The 14,582-nt window shown below is 65.3% G+C and carries 14 protein-coding genes and 2 tRNA genes; 9 read left to right on the top strand and 7 right to left on the bottom strand.

Annotated features, from left to right (window positions below; translation table 11 throughout):
- Positions 1 to 3: 3 nt before the first annotated feature.
- The 3 genes from BDW16_RS19280 to BDW16_RS19270 are packed head-to-tail and all read left to right on the top strand — an operon-like array spanning position 4 to position 3,352.
- Positions 4 to 414, top strand: coding sequence for a DoxX family protein (locus BDW16_RS19280; RefSeq protein ID WP_066574015.1), 411 nt, complete (start codon positions 4 to 6; stop codon positions 412 to 414).
- Positions 411 to 1,994, top strand: coding sequence for an MFS transporter (locus BDW16_RS19275; RefSeq protein WP_066574018.1), 1,584 nt, complete (start codon positions 411 to 413; stop codon positions 1,992 to 1,994). The genes BDW16_RS19280 and BDW16_RS19275 overlap by 4 nt, the downstream gene beginning before the upstream one ends.
- Positions 1,994 to 3,352, top strand: coding sequence for an alginate export family protein (locus BDW16_RS19270; RefSeq protein WP_066574021.1), 1,359 nt, complete (start codon positions 1,994 to 1,996; stop codon positions 3,350 to 3,352). The genes BDW16_RS19275 and BDW16_RS19270 overlap by 1 nt, the downstream gene beginning before the upstream one ends.
- Before the next feature lie 163 nt (positions 3,353 to 3,515).
- On the opposite strand, the gene BDW16_RS19265 is transcribed toward BDW16_RS19270, so the two are convergent.
- On the bottom strand, positions 3,516 to 4,445 hold the full coding sequence (locus BDW16_RS19265) for a LysR family transcriptional regulator (protein ID WP_066574023.1): 930 nt from the start codon (positions 4,443 to 4,445) through the stop codon (positions 3,516 to 3,518).
- A 115-nt stretch (positions 4,446 to 4,560) separates the two neighbouring features.
- On the opposite strand from BDW16_RS19265, the gene BDW16_RS19260 reads away from it, so the two are divergent.
- Both BDW16_RS19260 and BDW16_RS19255 read left to right on the top strand, forming a co-directional pair.
- Entirely contained in the window at positions 4,561 to 5,259 is a 699-nt protein-coding gene (locus BDW16_RS19260; RefSeq protein WP_066574026.1) for a pirin family protein, read from the top strand.
- A gap of 74 nt (positions 5,260 to 5,333) precedes the next feature.
- A complete protein-coding gene (locus BDW16_RS19255) occupies positions 5,334 to 5,759 on the top strand; it encodes a DoxX family protein (protein WP_066574028.1) in 426 nt (141 codons plus the stop codon).
- Positions 5,760 to 5,837: 78 nt separating this feature from the next.
- Here BDW16_RS19255 and BDW16_RS19250 read toward each other — a convergent pair.
- From BDW16_RS19250 to BDW16_RS19235, 4 genes are all read right to left on the bottom strand, one after another.
- Positions 5,838 to 5,914 (bottom strand) — tRNA-Met (locus BDW16_RS19250).
- A 59-nt stretch (positions 5,915 to 5,973) separates the two neighbouring features.
- Positions 5,974 to 6,501, bottom strand: a complete 528-nt coding sequence (locus BDW16_RS19245; RefSeq protein WP_066574029.1) for a 2'-5' RNA ligase family protein — start codon at positions 6,499 to 6,501, stop codon at positions 5,974 to 5,976.
- Positions 6,498 to 8,459 carry a potassium transporter Kup gene (locus tag BDW16_RS19240; protein WP_066574030.1) on the bottom strand — a complete coding sequence of 654 codons (1,962 nt, stop codon included), beginning with the start codon at positions 8,457 to 8,459 and terminating at the stop codon, positions 6,498 to 6,500. Before BDW16_RS19240 ends, BDW16_RS19245 begins: the two co-directional genes overlap by 4 nt.
- Positions 8,460 to 8,576: 117 nt before the next feature.
- Positions 8,577 to 9,050, bottom strand: coding sequence for an Lrp/AsnC family transcriptional regulator (locus BDW16_RS19235; protein WP_066574033.1), 474 nt, complete (start codon positions 9,048 to 9,050; stop codon positions 8,577 to 8,579).
- Positions 9,051 to 9,205: 155 nt separating this feature from the next.
- Between BDW16_RS19235 and ald the strand changes: the two genes are divergently transcribed.
- Positions 9,206 to 10,312 (top strand): alanine dehydrogenase, encoded by a 1,107-nt coding sequence (gene ald / locus BDW16_RS19230; RefSeq protein WP_066574936.1) that lies wholly within the window; start codon positions 9,206 to 9,208, stop codon positions 10,310 to 10,312.
- A gap of 61 nt (positions 10,313 to 10,373) precedes the next feature.
- Here ald and BDW16_RS19225 read toward each other — a convergent pair whose 3' ends face one another.
- Positions 10,374 to 10,796: a SpoIIAA family protein gene (locus BDW16_RS19225; protein WP_100362802.1), complete on the bottom strand. Its 423-nt coding sequence runs from the start codon at positions 10,794 to 10,796 to the stop codon at positions 10,374 to 10,376.
- Positions 10,797 to 11,134: 338 nt separating this feature from the next.
- On the opposite strand from BDW16_RS19225, the gene rpsA reads away from it, so the two are divergent.
- From rpsA to BDW16_RS19210, 3 genes are all read left to right on the top strand, one after another.
- On the top strand, positions 11,135 to 12,850 hold the full coding sequence (rpsA, locus tag BDW16_RS19220) for a 30S ribosomal protein S1 (protein ID WP_066574037.1): 1,716 nt from the start codon (positions 11,135 to 11,137) through the stop codon (positions 12,848 to 12,850).
- A 210-nt stretch (positions 12,851 to 13,060) separates the two neighbouring features.
- On the top strand, positions 13,061 to 13,339 hold the full coding sequence (locus BDW16_RS19215) for an integration host factor subunit beta (protein ID WP_066574039.1): 279 nt from the start codon (positions 13,061 to 13,063) through the stop codon (positions 13,337 to 13,339).
- Between the two features lie 61 nt (positions 13,340 to 13,400).
- Positions 13,401 to 13,486: transfer RNA gene (locus BDW16_RS19210), tRNA-Leu, on the top strand.
- Between the two features lie 37 nt (positions 13,487 to 13,523).
- Here the strand turns inward: BDW16_RS19210 and BDW16_RS19205 are convergent.
- Complete coding sequence (locus tag BDW16_RS19205) at positions 13,524 to 14,570, bottom strand: LacI family DNA-binding transcriptional regulator (protein WP_066574938.1); 1,047 nt, start codon at positions 14,568 to 14,570, stop codon at positions 13,524 to 13,526.
- Positions 14,571 to 14,582: the final 12 nt, after the last annotated feature.

Genomic DNA, 14,582 nt, shown 5'->3' with positions numbered 1-14,582 from the left:
CCGATGGCCACCCCGACCCCCATCGCTCGCCTGCTCGGCGACGATCGCTTCGCGGTCCTCGCTGCAACGCTGCTGACGCTCCCCTATTGGACGAGCGGCACCGCCAAGCTCACCGACCTGCCCGGCGCGCTCAGCGAAGCGCGGCATTTCGGGCTCGAGCCCGCGATCCTGACCGTTGCCGCGACGATCCTCGTCCAGATCGGCGGGTCGCTGCTGATCATCCTCGGCCGCCAGGCTTGGCTCGGCGCGGGCGCGCTCGGCGTGTTCACCGCAATCGCGACGCTGATCGCGCACCCCTTCTGGCAGGTATCCGACCCGATGGCGCGTTTCCACGAGCGCAACACCTTCCTCGAACATCTCGGGCTGATCGGCGGACTGATGCTGGCGGCCATCCTGCGCGACCGCAAGGGATGAGCGACGCCGCCCAACCCGATCAGCGCCCGCTGGCGAATCCCGTCTTCCGCGCGCTGTGGATCGCGACCGTCGTGTCGAACATCGGCACCTGGATGCACGATGTCGGCGCGGGCTGGCTGATGACCTCGCTCTCGCCAGATCCGCTGATGGTGGCGCTGGTGCAGGCCGCGACCACCTTTCCGATGTTCGTGCTCGCGCTCCCCGCCGGCGCGCTCGCCGATATCGTCGACCGGCGCAGGCTGCTGTTGGGCGCCCAGCTCTTCGGCCTTGTCGCCGCGATGACGCTCGCGGCAATCACGCTCGCCGGCTTCACGACCGCTTGGATCCTGCTCGTTTTCACCGCCGCGATCGCGATGGGTGCCGCATTTTCGGCGCCCGCCTTCCAGGCGATCGTCCCCGAACTCGTCCCGCGATCCGCGCTGCAACAGGCGGTCGCGCTCAATTCGCTCGGGGTGAATATCGCGCGCGCGATCGGCCCGGCGCTCGGCGGGCTGATTATCGCCGCGTCGGGACCCGCCGCGGTGTTCGCGGCCAACGCGCTCTCGATCCTCGGCATATTGGCGGTGCTAGCACGCTGGCGGCGCGTGGCGCCCGACCGCCACCTTCCCGCCGAACATATGGTCGGCGCAATGCGCGCCGGGCTCCGCTATGCGCTGCGCGCGCCGGAACTGCAGGTGGTGCTGATCCGGTCGGTCGGCTTCTTCCTCTTCGCAAGCGGGCTCTGGGCGCTGCTCCCGATCATCGCAAGGCGCGATCTCGAGCTGGGCCCGCTCGGCTATGGCGGCCTGCTCACCTTCATGGGCCTCGGCGCCATTACCGGTGCGGTGCTGATGCCGAAGCTGCGCGGGCGAATGGGTGCCAATGCGATTACGCTCGCGGCTTCGATCCTGCTCGCTGCGGCGATGGCCGGCCTGTCGCAAGCGAGCGTGTTCGCGACCGCCGCCGCCGCGCTCTTCGTTGCCGGGCTCGCGTGGATCGCGATGATGGCGTCGCTGAACGGCGGCGCGCAGGCGACCTCGCCCGGATGGGTCAAGGCGCGCGCGCTCGCCATCTATCTTCTCGTCTTCCAGGGATCGATGGCGGCGGGCTCGACCTTGTGGGGCTCGGTCGCCTCGGCAATCGGCGTGCCTTTGACGTTGCTCGTCGCGGCCGGTCTGCTCACCGCCGCCAGCCTGATCCTCGCCTGGCGCTTTCCACTCGACCGCGCGAGCACGCTCGACCTCGCCCCCTCGGCGCATTGGCCCGCGCCGCTCGTCGATGGCACGGTCGAGCATGACAGCGGCCCGGTGCTCGTGACGATCGAGTATCGCGTCGATCCTGCCAAGGTCTCCGACTTCTTTGCCGCGATGCAGGAGATGCGCCGCATCCGCCGCCGCGACGGCGCGATCCATTGGGGCGTCTACGAAGATACGTCGCAGCCCGGCACTGTGGTCGAAACCTTCACCGTCGAAAGCTGGCTCGAGCATTTGCGCCAGCACGAGCGCGTCACCAATGCCGACCGCATTCAGCAAGAGGCGCTCGCCGCTTTCCGTTCGGGAGATGCGCTGCCCGTCGTGCGCCACTTCGTCACGCGCCGCTGATGCGCGCGCTGGCGCTTCTTGCCGCACTCGCGCCCGTCGCCGCATGGGCGCAGCAGGTCGAGCAGACGAACCTGCGCTATGACGAGGACTGGTCGGTGCTGCGCGAAAAGGAGCAGCACGACTGGCGTCAGGCCAAATATTTACCGCTCGACGCGGGCGGCGACATCTATCTGACCCTCGGCGGCGAAGCGCGCGCGCGGTTCGAGGGCTTCGACAATAATCTCTGGGGCGATCCGCCCGCACCCGACAACGGCTATCTCTGGCTCCGCGCCATGCCGCATGCCGATCTGCAGGCCGGCCCGGCACGCGTTTTCGTGCAGAGTATCGCGGGCTATGCGCGCGGCGTCGGCGCAGGCAAAGGCCCGTCCGACGAGACCGGGATCGACCTGCTCCAGGGGTTCGCCGAGATCCGCTTCCCGCTCGGCCAAGAGAGCTTCCTGACCCTGCGCGGCGGGCGCGAGCTGATGGCGCTCGGATCGGAGCGGCTGGTCGGCATCCGCTACGGCCCCAATATCCCTCAGGCCTTCGACGGGGCCCGGCTCATCGCCGGGCATGGCGCGATCCGCGTCGATGCGTTCCATCTGCGCCCCGTCGCCATCGGCGGCGGCGATTTCGACGACGAGGCCTCCAGGACCCGGCGGCTCGACGGCATCTACGCGACCATCACCGCCGCAAAGGAAGTCGGTATCGACGTCTATTGGCTCGGCTATGAAAATGAAGCCGCCGGCTTCGCCGGCCGTACCGCACTCGAGACACGCGGCACCTTCGGCATCCGCTTCTTCGGCAAGCGGGGCAATTTCGGCTGGAACTGGGAAGCGATGCTCCAGCGCGGACGCTTCGATGGCGACAGGATCCGCGCCTGGTCGCTGGCAACCGAGACCGCGTGGAGCTTCCCGCACACGCCCCTCAGCCCTCGCTTTCGCTTGCGCGCCAATATCGCGAGCGGCGATCGGGACGCAGCCGATGACAAGCTCGGCACCTTCAACGCGCTCTTTCCCAAGGGCAAGTATTTCGGCGAACTATCGCCGATCGGCCCGCGCAACATCGTCAATATCCATCCAAGCACCGATCTCGACCTGGGCTCCGGGGTCAGTGTCGAGATCGCCGCCGCTGCCTTCTGGCGTCAAAGCCGCGGCGACGGCATCTACGATATTCCCGGCCAGCTGATCCGGCCGGCAGCCGGAAGCACCGCGCGCCATATCGGCAATCAGGTCGAGATTTCGGCGAGCTGGCAGGCGAGCGAGATCCTTTCCTTCACCGCCTCGCTGTCGGCCTTTCGCCCCGGTGCCTTCATCGAGGAAACGGGTCCCGCACGCACGATCCGGATGGTCGGGGCGGAATTCATGCTGAAACTCTAGTCTCCGCATGCGTTGGCCGGCAAACGGACTGTTGCCCCATCGTCACGAACGCCCGGGCGAATGCGATACGTTTGCTCCACTTCCCTGGAACCCCGGCCGTATACCCGCCTGGCGAACGTACTGATTGGCGCTTCCCATGAGGCAGATATGCTGAGCCAGGGCCTCAGATGTCGGGAAGTCCCGGTCGGACCCCGGCTTCGTCGCCGATCGCCACGAACCGGTCCAGTAACCAGGCTGCGGCAGGGCCCGGTGGGGTGTCTCGGCGATAGATGCCAGAAAAACGATAGGCGCCGCCCGGCTGCTCGGGCATCGCGAGCCGAACCAGCGTGCCGTCCACCAGATCGGGCTCGACCATCGGCAGCGGCATATTGCCCCAACCGATCCCCTGGCGCAGCAACTGGTGCTTGGCGCCAAGATCGGCGAGACGCCAGGTCCGAGGACTTTGCACGGCGAAATCGCGCCCCTGCGTGAGCGGAGAGCGATCGGTCAAGACGAGCTGGATATGCCCTCGCGCGGCACCTGGCGGCATCGGATGAAGCTGTGCGAGCGGATGATCGGGCGCGGCGACCGGGATCATCTCCACCGATCCCGCCGCGACCAGTTCGATGCCATCGGCATCGGTGGCAAGCGGACCGCTGATCCCTACTCCGGCCTTCCCATCGAGCACCAGCGCGGTCACCGCGCCCAGCGCCTCGACGTGCAACCTCAGCGACACGGTCGGAAAGGCGATGCGGAACTCGCGGAGCGCAGTACCGAGCCTCTCTGCCGGAACCATGACATCGACCGCTAGGCTCACCTCCGCCTCGAGTCCCTCAAGCAGCCCGCGCACCTTGGCCCGCAACCCGTCCATTCCCTGCGCGACCGTTCGCGCTTCTGCCAGAACAGCACGCCCAGCAACGGTGAGTTGCGGGCGCCGCGAGCCTTCACGCTCAAACAGGTCGACGCCAAGCTGCGCCTCGAGATTGGTGATGCCGTAGCTGATCACCGAGACCGCGCGGTTGAGCCGACGCGCCGCCGCGCCAAAGCTCCCCGCCTCAACCACGGCGAGGAAAATGCGGAGCTGGTCGTAGGTCGGCGTACCGGGCTGAACCATTCTATTTTCTCGAACAAATCGAACGATTTTATTCCACTGATCAATACCCATGACAAGGCCTATCTCCGCCTCACAGCTGCCGCGACCAGACAGCGCGGCAGCAAGGAGACAAACAATGATCGAACTTCGTCCTTTCGACAGCCTTGGCGGCGACAATCATGGCTGGCTGGATGCCAAGCATCATTTCTCGTTTGCCAATTATCACGATGAGAAGCGCGTCAACTGGGGCAATCTGCGCGTCTGGAACGACGACACGATTCAGCCCAAGACCGGCTTTCCGCCTCACCCCCATCGCGACATGGAAATCATCACCTATGTCCGAAAGGGTGCGATCACCCATCAGGATAACCTCGGCAACAAGGGCCGCACCGAAGCGGGCGACGTACAGGTGATGAGCGCCGGCACCGGCATCACGCACAGCGAATATAATATGGAGGATACGGTCACCCAGATCTTCCAGATCTGGATCATTCCGACCCGCAATGGCGAGAAGCCGAGCTGGGGCTCGCGACCCTTTCCCAAGGGCGATCGCACCGGCCAGTTCGTGACGCTGGCGAGCGGTTACGATGGCGATGGCGACGCGCTGCCGATCCGTACCGATGCGCGTGTGATCGCTGCAACGCTCAAAGCGGGCGAGAGTGCGGAGTATCCGCTGACCGCAGCGCGCAAGGCCTATCTCGTCCCCGCGACGGGATCCGTGGAAATCGAGGGCGTTCGCGTCAACGCCCGCGACGGCGCCGCGATCAGCGATCTCGAGACGCTGCGCGTCACCGCGATCGAGGACAGTGAGATCGTGCTCGTCGACGCAGCCTGATCCCCCGGCCGCCGGGCCATACCCCTCCCCTGCCCGGCGGCCACCTTTTTTGAAGACAACAGGAGACCCAAGACATGAACACCACCACCGCTTCGCCTGCCCTTGCCACGGCTTCGGCCGTCACCACCGCCGGCGTGCTTCCGCTGATTGCACGCGTGTCGATCGCCGCGATCTTCATTCTCAGCGGCCTGTCCAAGCTCGGCGCGCCGGCCGGCACGATCGGCTACATCGCCTCGGCGGGACTCCCGTTGCCCGAGGCAGGCTATGCCATCGCCCTTCTGGTCGAGATCGTCGGCGGGCTCCTGCTCGCTATCGGCTACCGCACCCGCTTCGTAGCGGCCGCGCTGGCGCTCTTCACCGTCGCCGCGGCAATCTTCTTCCACAATGCACTGGGCGACCAGAACCAGTTCATCCACTTCTTCAAGAATCTCGCCATCGCCGGCGGCCTGCTCCAGGTCGTCGCATACGGAGCCGGCCGGATCAGCTTCGACAAGCGCTGAGCCAGCATACAGACAAAGAGACCGGGCGGCCGAGGGGTGGCCCGGTCTCCTATGTCTGCGACACACGCAATTTAGGATTGGTAGCGGAGGAGGGACTTGAACCCCCGACCCCAGGATTATGATTCCCGTGCTCTAACCAACTGAGCTACTCCGCCCTACCAAGGCGGCCCGCGATGCGGGCGAGCGGCGCACATAAGAGCGGTTTGAAACCGGGTCAAGCGAACATATGTCGCGACAGCGGTTCCCATGGCCCGCCGCGATACCACCACGCCGCCAGCCCCGCGATCTCCACATCCCGCGCGCGGAATTCCTTGCCCAGCGCGCCCAAAAGCAGCTTCGCCATCGACGGAGCGACCTTGTTCTGGATCGTGATGTGCGGCCGCCATCCGCCGGCATCCTGCGGCATCAGCAATCCCGCAAACGCTTCGCTCAATTCGTTGCGGATCGCAGCGAGCCCCGGCGATTCGATCTTCACTGCGACCCCGCGCCCCAGCGACATCAGCCCCGCCGCCTTTGCCGCCGGCGCCCGTACGCCACGCGTGGCCGCGTTCAGACGATGTTTCAGTTCCTCCTCCACCGAAGGCGGGAGGTGATGGAACAGCGTCAGATGCGCGGGCAGCACGTTGCGATCGGGCGGATAATGCTCGCGCCGCATTGCATCCAGCGCCGCCTGATCCGCACGCCCGAGCAGCGCGGTAACGATGATCGGCGCGCTGCCCGCCCGGACCTGATCCGGGGTCAAATCTCGACCTGGCTGCCCAGTTCGACGACGCGGTTGGTGGGCAGGCGGAAGAACTCCATCGCGCTTTCCGCGTTGCGCAGCATCCAGGCGAACAGCTTTTCGCGCCAGATTCGCATCCCCGGCCGTTCCGAGGGCAACAGCGTCTGGCGGGACAGGAAAAAGCTCGTGTCCATCATGTTGAACGCACCGCCGCACTTGCCGCCACAGGCCCCCACCGCTTTCAGCGCTCCGGGCACGTCGGCTTCCTGCATGAAGCCGTAATAGAGCAGCATACGGTGAAAGCCCTGCCCCAGATCGTCGACCTTCACCCGTGCTTCCTCGGCGACATAGGGCATGTCGGCGATCTTGACGGTCAGCAGGATCACCCGCTCGTGCAGCACCTTGTTGTGCTTCAGATTGTGAAGCAGCGCATGCGGCACGCCTTCGGGGGTCGAAGTCATGAACACCGCGGTCCCCGGCACCCGCGCCGCCGATCCCGCGGCGGACTGGATGAACACCTTGATGGGCATCGCGCTCTCACGCATCCGCTCGACCATCAGGCGGCGCCCCTTGGCCCAGGTGGTCAGCAACGTGAAGATCACCACGCCCGCCAGCAGCGGGAACCAGCCGCCATCGGGAACCTTGGTGAGGTTGGCAGTGAAGTAGGCGAGATCGACGAGGAAGAAGAGCGCGAGCAGCGGAATCGCGTAGCGCTTCTTCCACTTCCACAGCGTGAACAGCACGACCGCGATGAGGAAATTGTCGATCAGCATCGCCCCGGTCACCGCGATGCCATAGGCCGCGGTCAGGTTGGACGAGGTCTGGAAGGTCAGCACGAGCAGGATGATCGCGATCATCAGCGCCCAGTTGATCAGCGGGATGTAGATCTGTCCCGCGGTCGACGCGCTGGTGTGCGTGATGCGCAGGCGCGGGATGAAACCGAGCTGGATGCCCTGCTGGGTCACCGAGAAGGCGCCGGTGATTACCGCCTGCGACGCGATGATCGCGGCCATCGTCGCAATCCCGACGAGCGGCAACCGCAGATATTCGGGCGCGAGCATGTAGAACGGGTTCTGTAGCGCCGTCGCGTCGCGCATCAGCAGCGCGCCTTGCCCCAGATAGTTGCACATCAGCGCAGGCAGCACGAACCACAGCCACGAGAAGCGGATCGGCTTGCGGCCGAAATGCCCCATATCGGCGTAGAGCGCCTCGGCGCCCGTCACGGCGAGCACCACCGAACCCAGCGCAAGGAACGCCGCGAATGGATCGACGACAAAGAAATTAAACGCGTAGCTGGGCAGAAAGGCCCACAATACGCCGGGCGTCTGCGACGCGCTGATCAGCCCAAGCGTCGCGATCGTCGCGAAATAGGTGAGCATGATCGGCCCGAACATCGCGCCAACCCGCGCGGTGCCGGTGCGCTGGATCGAAAACAGGATAACCAGGATCGCGATCGCGATCGGAAGCACCCAGTTCGAGAAGGCTGGCGCGGCGACCGCAAGCCCCTCGACCGCCGACAGCACCGAAACCGCCGGGGTAATCATCGAATCGCCATAGAAGAGCGCCGTGGCAAACACGCCCAGCAACACGATTCCCGCGGTCCATCGCTTCTGCCCGCTCGACCTGTTGATCAGCGCGAGCAGTGCCAGGCTTCCGCCCTCGCCCTTGTTGTCTGCGCGCATGATGATGCTGACATATTTGAGCGTCACCACCACCATCATCGACCAGAACATCAGGCTGATGACGCCGAGGATGTGCAATTCGTCGAGCGGCAGGGGGTGTTCGGGGTGATGCGCCGCGCTGAACGTCTCGCGAAACGCATAGAGCGGGCTGGTGCCGATATCGCCGAACACGATTCCGATCGCACCGACCGCGAGCTTCCACAACGCGGCCTCGCGGCCATGCCCATGATGCTGAGCGTGCGTGGGATGCGAAGACGAGTCGTCGGCCGGCTCGGGGCTTCCGTTGGCCTCGCTCACGGGAGAAACTTGCGCACCGTGGCGAGCAATGCAGTGGTCATGTCAGACCGGCTACCTGTCCGTTGAAACGGCGGCGCAGTTAGCACGTGCAACATCAAGGTGCAATTGCGGGGACCTTTACCGTCCCGTCGCTGGAAACAGCGCATTGGCCTCGCTCCGTGTCGGCACGGCACGCAGCACGAAGCTGGAGCTGATCTTCACCACGCCGGGCAGCCGCCCCATCTCCTCTCGGTGAAGGCGCTCATAATCGTCCAGATCACGGCACAGTATCTTGAGGCGATAGTCGTATCCGCCCGAAACCAGCGCGCATTCGACGATTCCGTCGATCTGCGCCACCGCCGCCTCGAATCGCGCCAGATCCTCACCCACTTCGGTCCCCAGCGTGATATCGACCATCGCGGTGACGCTATAGCCCAGCCGCCGCAAACCCAGCCGGGCGCTGTAGCCCAGGATATGCCCCGACGCCTCGAGCGCCTGGATGCGGCGGGTGCAGGCCGATTGCGACAGGCCCACCTGCCCCGCAATCTGGCTCACAGGCGCACGGGCGTTGAGCGAAAGCTGCTTCAGGATCGCTTCGTCAATCCGGTCCATTTTGCATAAATCTCACTTAAGGGCGCAAGGATCAGCATATTCATGCAATCCGACCACGCAAGGCACATAAGTTTGCAGAGATTCACGGCGGTATCCTGCGTTACGCTCCGCTTCGAGACAAATCGAATCCAACAGATCGAATCCGGAGAGTGAAGATGCGCGTCGGCGTTCCCAAAGAGATCAAGAATCATGAATATCGCGTGGGCCTCACGCCCCCGCTGGTCGCCGAACTGACCGCGTCGGGTCACGACGTGATCGTCGAGACCAAGGCGGGCTCGGGCATCGACTTCGAAGACAGCGACTATGTCGCCGCCGGCGCGCGCATCGTCGCCACCGCCGCCGAGGTCTTCGCGCAGGCCGACATGATCGTGAAAGTCAAGGAGCCGCAGCCGCAGGAAGTGGCGATGCTCGAACCGCGCCACACGCTCTTCACCTACCTTCACCTCGCCCCGGATCCCGAGCAGGCGGCAGGCCTGATCAAGTCGGGCGCGACCTGCATCGCCTATGAGACCGTCACCGCCAACGATCGGTCGCTCCCGCTGCTCAAGCCGATGAGCGAGGTCGCAGGCCGCATGTCGGTGCAGGTCGGCGCGCACTATCTTGAGAAGGAACAGGGTGGCCGCGGCGTGCTGCTCGGCGGCGTTCCGGGCGTCGCGCCTGCCAAGGTCGCGATCCTCGGCGGCGGCGTGTCGGGCATCAACGCGGCGCAGATGGCGACAGGCCTGCGTGCCGACGTCACCATCTATGACATCAACAACTCGCGCCTTGCCGAACTCGACATGCATTTCGGCAGCCAGATCAAGACCGCCTATGCCAGCAAGGCGGCGATCGCCGCCGCGGTGGCGAACGCCCATCTCGTGATCGGCGCGGTGCTGGTGCCCGGCGCCGCTGCACCGAAGCTGGTGACGCGCGACATGCTCAAGACGATGAAGCGCGGCTCGGTGCTGGTCGATATCGCGATCGATCAGGGCGGATGTTTCGAGACCAGCCATGCCACCACGCATGAGGATCCGGTCTACGAGATCGACGGCGTGATCCACTATTGCGTCGCCAACATGCCGGGCGCGGTCGCGCGCACCAGCACCTTTGCACTCAACAACGCGACGCTGCCCTTCGTGATGAAGCTCGCCAATCTCGGCGCGGAGAAGGCGATGGCGGCCGATCCGCACCTCGCCGCCGGTCTCAACGTCTACAAGGGCGCGATCACCCATGAGGCGGTGGCCGAAGCGCTCGATCTCCAGTTTACGGCCTGGAAGCCGTAAGCCGCTCGCTCGCCGCCGCCTTTCCCTCTTCCCGGGCGGCGGCGGGCAACCCTGAACGGTCCTAGTCCAGCGCCGTCAGCCAGGTCTCCGCCGCGCTCGGCGACAGGAAGATGTTCTGATATTCGACCAGCGTACGGCGGAGCTGCATCTTGAGCAGGCTCGATTCCACGATCAGCGCGACTCGATCGCCGTCGCGATACAGCGCCAGATTCCCCGTCCGCATCCGCTCGGCCGCTTCCTGGGTACGGATCGGCGAATTGCGCAGATCGGCAAGGACACGCACCTTGCCGAAGCGAAGCCGTGCATCGCGCACGACATCGCCCAGTGTCGCCAGATAGCGATCGACATCGGCGAGCTGCTGAACGGCAACGCTGTTGATCCGCAGAATCTTGACCCGGTCGTCGCGGACGATCTCGTACAGGCCGGGCTCCGACGCCACGACCACGCACTCCGCATCCGCCGCCGATGATGCCACCGGTGCCACTGCCCCTCCCCCGCTATCTGTTGGGCGCGTGGTTTGGCGTGCCAAGGTAAACAATCCGTGTTGACCCATGGTGCGGCACGCGAATTCTGGGATTTCCTTGCCTTTCGCACCCGCTGCGGCTAAGGCGCGCTCCGTCCGGCGGGCAAGTGCTCGCGGAGGGGGGCGCGGAGAGATGATCTCACGCGCCATTTTCGCTTTGAACAAAGCGCGACACCCGCTCCGCAGCGCGCGCTCACCGGATGCCGTGACCGGCATGCGGCCGCCACGGCATTTCGGCCTTCAAGACCGCTGGATCCAACCAGCCGGCCGGAAAAACGATAGTTAGGACTGAACCCTTTATGGCCACTTCGGCAAACCCAACGCGCGACGATTTCGCCGCGCTGCTCGACCAGACCCTTGGCGGTGCGGAGAGCTTCGAAGGCCGTGTCGTCATCGGCACCGTCACCGGCATCGAAAACGACCTCGCCATCATCGACGTCGGCCTCAAGAGCGAAGGCCGCGTGCCGCTGCGCGAGTTCGCAGCCCCCGGCCAGCCCGCCGAACTCAAGGTCGGTGACGAAGTCGAGGTCTATGTCGACCGCGTCGAGAATGCGAACGGCGAAGCGATGCTCAGCCGCGACCGCGCCCGCCGCGAAGCGGCATGGGACAAGCTCGAGCTCGAATTCTCGCAGGGCAACCGCGTCGAGGGCATCATCTTCGGCCGCGTCAAGGGCGGCTTCACCGTCGACCTGTCGGGCGCCGTGGCGTTCCTCCCCGGTTCGCAGGTCGATATCCGTCCGGTGCGCGACGTGCAGCCGCTGATGGACCTGCCGCAGCCGTTCCAGATCCTCAAGATGGACCGCAAGCGCGGCAACATCGTCGTGTCGCGCCGCGCCGTTCTCGAAGAGAATCGCGCCGAGCAGCGTTCGGGCCTGATCCAGTCGCTGGCCGAGGGCCAGGTGATCGACGGCGTGGTCAAGAACATCACCGATTACGGTGCGTTCGTTGATCTCGGCGGCATCGACGGCCTGCTGCACGTCACCGACTTGAGCTACAAGCGCGTCAACCACCCGTCGGAGATGCTGAACATCGGCGACACGGTGAAGGTGCAGATCATCCGCATCAACCGCGACACCCAGCGCATCTCGCTCGGCATGAAGCAGCTCGAAAGCGATCCGTGGGATGGCGCGGGTTCGAAGTACCCGGTCGGCGCCAAGCTGTCGGGCCGCGTGACCAACATCACCGAATATGGCGCGTTCGTCGAGCTCGAGCCGGGCATCGAGGGCCTCGTCCACGTCTCGGAAATGAGCTGGACCAAGAAGAACGTCCATCCGGGCAAGATCGTCTCGACCTCGCAGGAAGTCGATGTCGTGGTGCTCGAGGTCGATCAGGACAAGCGCCGCATCTCGCTGGGTCTCAAGCAGGCCCACCAGAACCCGTGGGAAGCCTTCGCCGCTGCTCATCCGGTCGGCACCGAGGTCGAGGGCGAAGTCAAGAACGCCACCGAGTTCGGCCTGTTCATCGGTCTGGACAACGACGTCGACGGCATGGTCCACATGTCGGACATCGCCTGGGGCATCTCGGGCGAGGACGCGCTGGCGCTTCACCGCAAGGGCGAGATGGTCAAGGCCGTCGTCCTGGCCGTCGAGCCGGACAAGGAGCGCATCTCGCTCGGCATGAAGCAGCTCGAGCGCGGTGGCGTCCCCACCGGTGCGGCTGCTGCCGGCGCGAGCGCACGCGTCAACAAGAACGAAGTGGTTACGGTCACGGTTCTGGAAGTGCGTGATGCGGGCCTCGAAGTGCAGGTCGGCGACGACGGCGCAACCGGCTTCATCAAGCGCACCGATCTCGGCCGCGACCGCGACGAGCAGCGTCCGGAGCGTTTCCAGGTCGGCCAGAAGTTCGACGCGATGGTCACCGGTCTCGACCGCTCGAAGAAGCCGACCTTCTCGGTGAAGGCGATGCAGATCGCCGAAGAGAAGCAGGCCGTTGCGCAGTATGGCTCGTCCGACTCGGGCGCGTCGCTGGGCGACATTCTCGGCGAAGCTCTCAAGGCGCGCGAAGAGAAGAAGTGATTTGGTGCGGGGCGAGCGGTTTTTACCGCCCGCCCCGCCAATCTTTTCAACAGCTTCCCTGCCGCCCCTCCAAAAACGGGATTCCCGCCGCAAGATTTTATTGATGCCGCTGCGGAATCGGGCCTAGACTCAGTCCCACGCTCCCCCTGCGAAGGGCCGAGAGGTGATTTCCCGGTTTGATGACACCGCCGGGCATTTTGGGGACACGGAATGATCCGTTCTGAACTCGTGCAGATGCTGGCGGCGGACAATCCCGACCTGTCTGCGCGTGAGATCGAACGCATCGTCGATACTTTCTTCGAAGAAATCACCACGCGCCTGGTTTCCAATGGCCGCGTCGAATTGCGCGGTTTCGGCGCTTTCTCCACCCGCGCCCGCGATGCACGCACCGGCCGTAACCCCCGCACCGGCGAGACCGTCGATGTCGGTGCGAAGCGGGTCCCCTATTTCAAGCCCGGCAAGGAAATGCGCAGCCGCCTCAACGTCTAGAGGCTGCACCGCCAACGCGCTTGGCACCCATCCATTGAACCGATAGAGGCTTTCCGCACGCGCGGGCGTGGCGGAATGGTAGACGCACCGGACTTAAAATCCGTTGGGCTTAGGCCCGTGGGGGTTCAAGTCCCCCCGCCCGTACCAGCAGCATTCTCGGGCCGTACCGGGACCTCATCGATGATCAGCCCCGGCGCGGCCCTGTCGATTGGCGCACAGTCAGTGACGGGAAAACCACAACCGGCCCGTCTGGTGCGGCCTCCCCGCCCCGTTCGGCGATGATCAGTTCGACGGCGCGCGCCGTCACATCAGCGATGGGTTGCGTAACCGCGGTCAGGGACGGGTGGTGAAATCTTGCGATCGGCGTGTCGTCGAAGCTGATGAGAGAGAGATCACCAGGTACCTCCAGCCCGCGCTCGCGCGCGATTTCCAGCGTTCCCAGCGTCATCTGGTCATTGCTTGCGATGATCGCAGTCGCCCCCGCCTCCAGCAGGCTCGGGGCTGCGGCACGGCCCGACTGACGCGAGAAGTCGCCTTGCGCCAGCAGTCCTTCAATCGACAGCCCTGCCTCGGCCATCGCCGCGCGCCAGCCATCGACACGCCAGCCGCTCAGTTCATACTCGTCCGGCCCGGCGATCAGCCCGATCCGCTCATGGCCCAGCTCGATCAGATGCCGGGTGGCGAGCCCTGCCGCGATATCGTCCCCCATCGTCAGCCGGAACCCTGGCCCTTCGGCCAGCGACCCGATCCGGGCGAGCCCAATATGCGCGTCGTCGAGCAAGGCCAGAATCGCGGGATTGGCCGAGTGCGGCGGAGTCAGGATCACGCCATCGGGCTGCAGCGCCGCAAGGGCCGCGCTCAGCTCGCGCTCGATATGGTCGCTATGTGTGTCGACCAGCTCGACGATCAGTCGGTAACCATGTTCGGCGCAGGTCAGCATGCCGCCGAGCAACATCTGATCGACCCAGTCGGTGCCGTCGCGCGCACGCCAGCCGTCGATCGTGCGCTCGCGATCGTTGAGCGCCATGATGAGATAGGACCGCGATCCGCTCATTCGCTGCGCCGCGATCGAGGGGACATAGCCCAGCTTGGCGATCGACGCGCGGACACGCTCGGCCATTTCGGGCCGGACATTCGGCTCCTTGTTGATCACGCGGCTCACCGTCTGGAGCGAAACCCCAGCATCGGCGGCGACGTGCCGGATCGTGACGGCCTGTTTGCGGCGTGCCATGTGTTCGTTCGT

Source organism: Sphingomonas koreensis (genome assembly GCF_002797435.1).
GTDB lineage: Bacteria > Pseudomonadota > Alphaproteobacteria > Sphingomonadales > Sphingomonadaceae > Sphingomonas > Sphingomonas koreensis.
The sequence above is the reverse complement of the archived record's forward strand: the minus strand, read 5'-3'. Positions and strand labels throughout refer to the sequence as shown.

What these genes read in the sequence shown, in the direction of transcription:
- BDW16_RS19280 (WP_066574015.1), top strand. Translation starts at nt 4, where the DNA reads ATGGCCACCCCGACCCCCATCGCTCGCCTGCTCGGCGACGATCGCTTC.
- BDW16_RS19275 (WP_066574018.1), top strand. Translation starts at nt 411, where the DNA reads ATGAGCGACGCCGCCCAACCCGATCAGCGCCCGCTGGCGAATCCCGTC.
- BDW16_RS19270 (WP_066574021.1), top strand. Translation starts at nt 1,994, where the DNA reads ATGCGCGCGCTGGCGCTTCTTGCCGCACTCGCGCCCGTCGCCGCATGG.
- BDW16_RS19265 (WP_066574023.1), bottom strand. Translation starts at nt 4,445, where the DNA reads ATGGTTCAGCCCGGTACGCCGACCTACGACCAGCTCCGCATTTTCCTC.
- BDW16_RS19260 (WP_066574026.1), top strand. Translation starts at nt 4,561, where the DNA reads ATGATCGAACTTCGTCCTTTCGACAGCCTTGGCGGCGACAATCATGGC.
- BDW16_RS19255 (WP_066574028.1), top strand. Translation starts at nt 5,334, where the DNA reads ATGAACACCACCACCGCTTCGCCTGCCCTTGCCACGGCTTCGGCCGTC.
- BDW16_RS19235 (WP_066574033.1), bottom strand. Translation starts at nt 9,050, where the DNA reads ATGGACCGGATTGACGAAGCGATCCTGAAGCAGCTTTCGCTCAACGCC.
- ald (WP_066574936.1), top strand. Translation starts at nt 9,206, where the DNA reads ATGCGCGTCGGCGTTCCCAAAGAGATCAAGAATCATGAATATCGCGTG.
- rpsA (WP_066574037.1), top strand. Translation starts at nt 11,135, where the DNA reads ATGGCCACTTCGGCAAACCCAACGCGCGACGATTTCGCCGCGCTGCTC.
- BDW16_RS19215 (WP_066574039.1), top strand. Translation starts at nt 13,061, where the DNA reads ATGATCCGTTCTGAACTCGTGCAGATGCTGGCGGCGGACAATCCCGAC.
- BDW16_RS19205 (WP_066574938.1), bottom strand. Translation starts at nt 14,570, where the DNA reads ATGGCACGCCGCAAACAGGCCGTCACGATCCGGCACGTCGCCGCCGAT.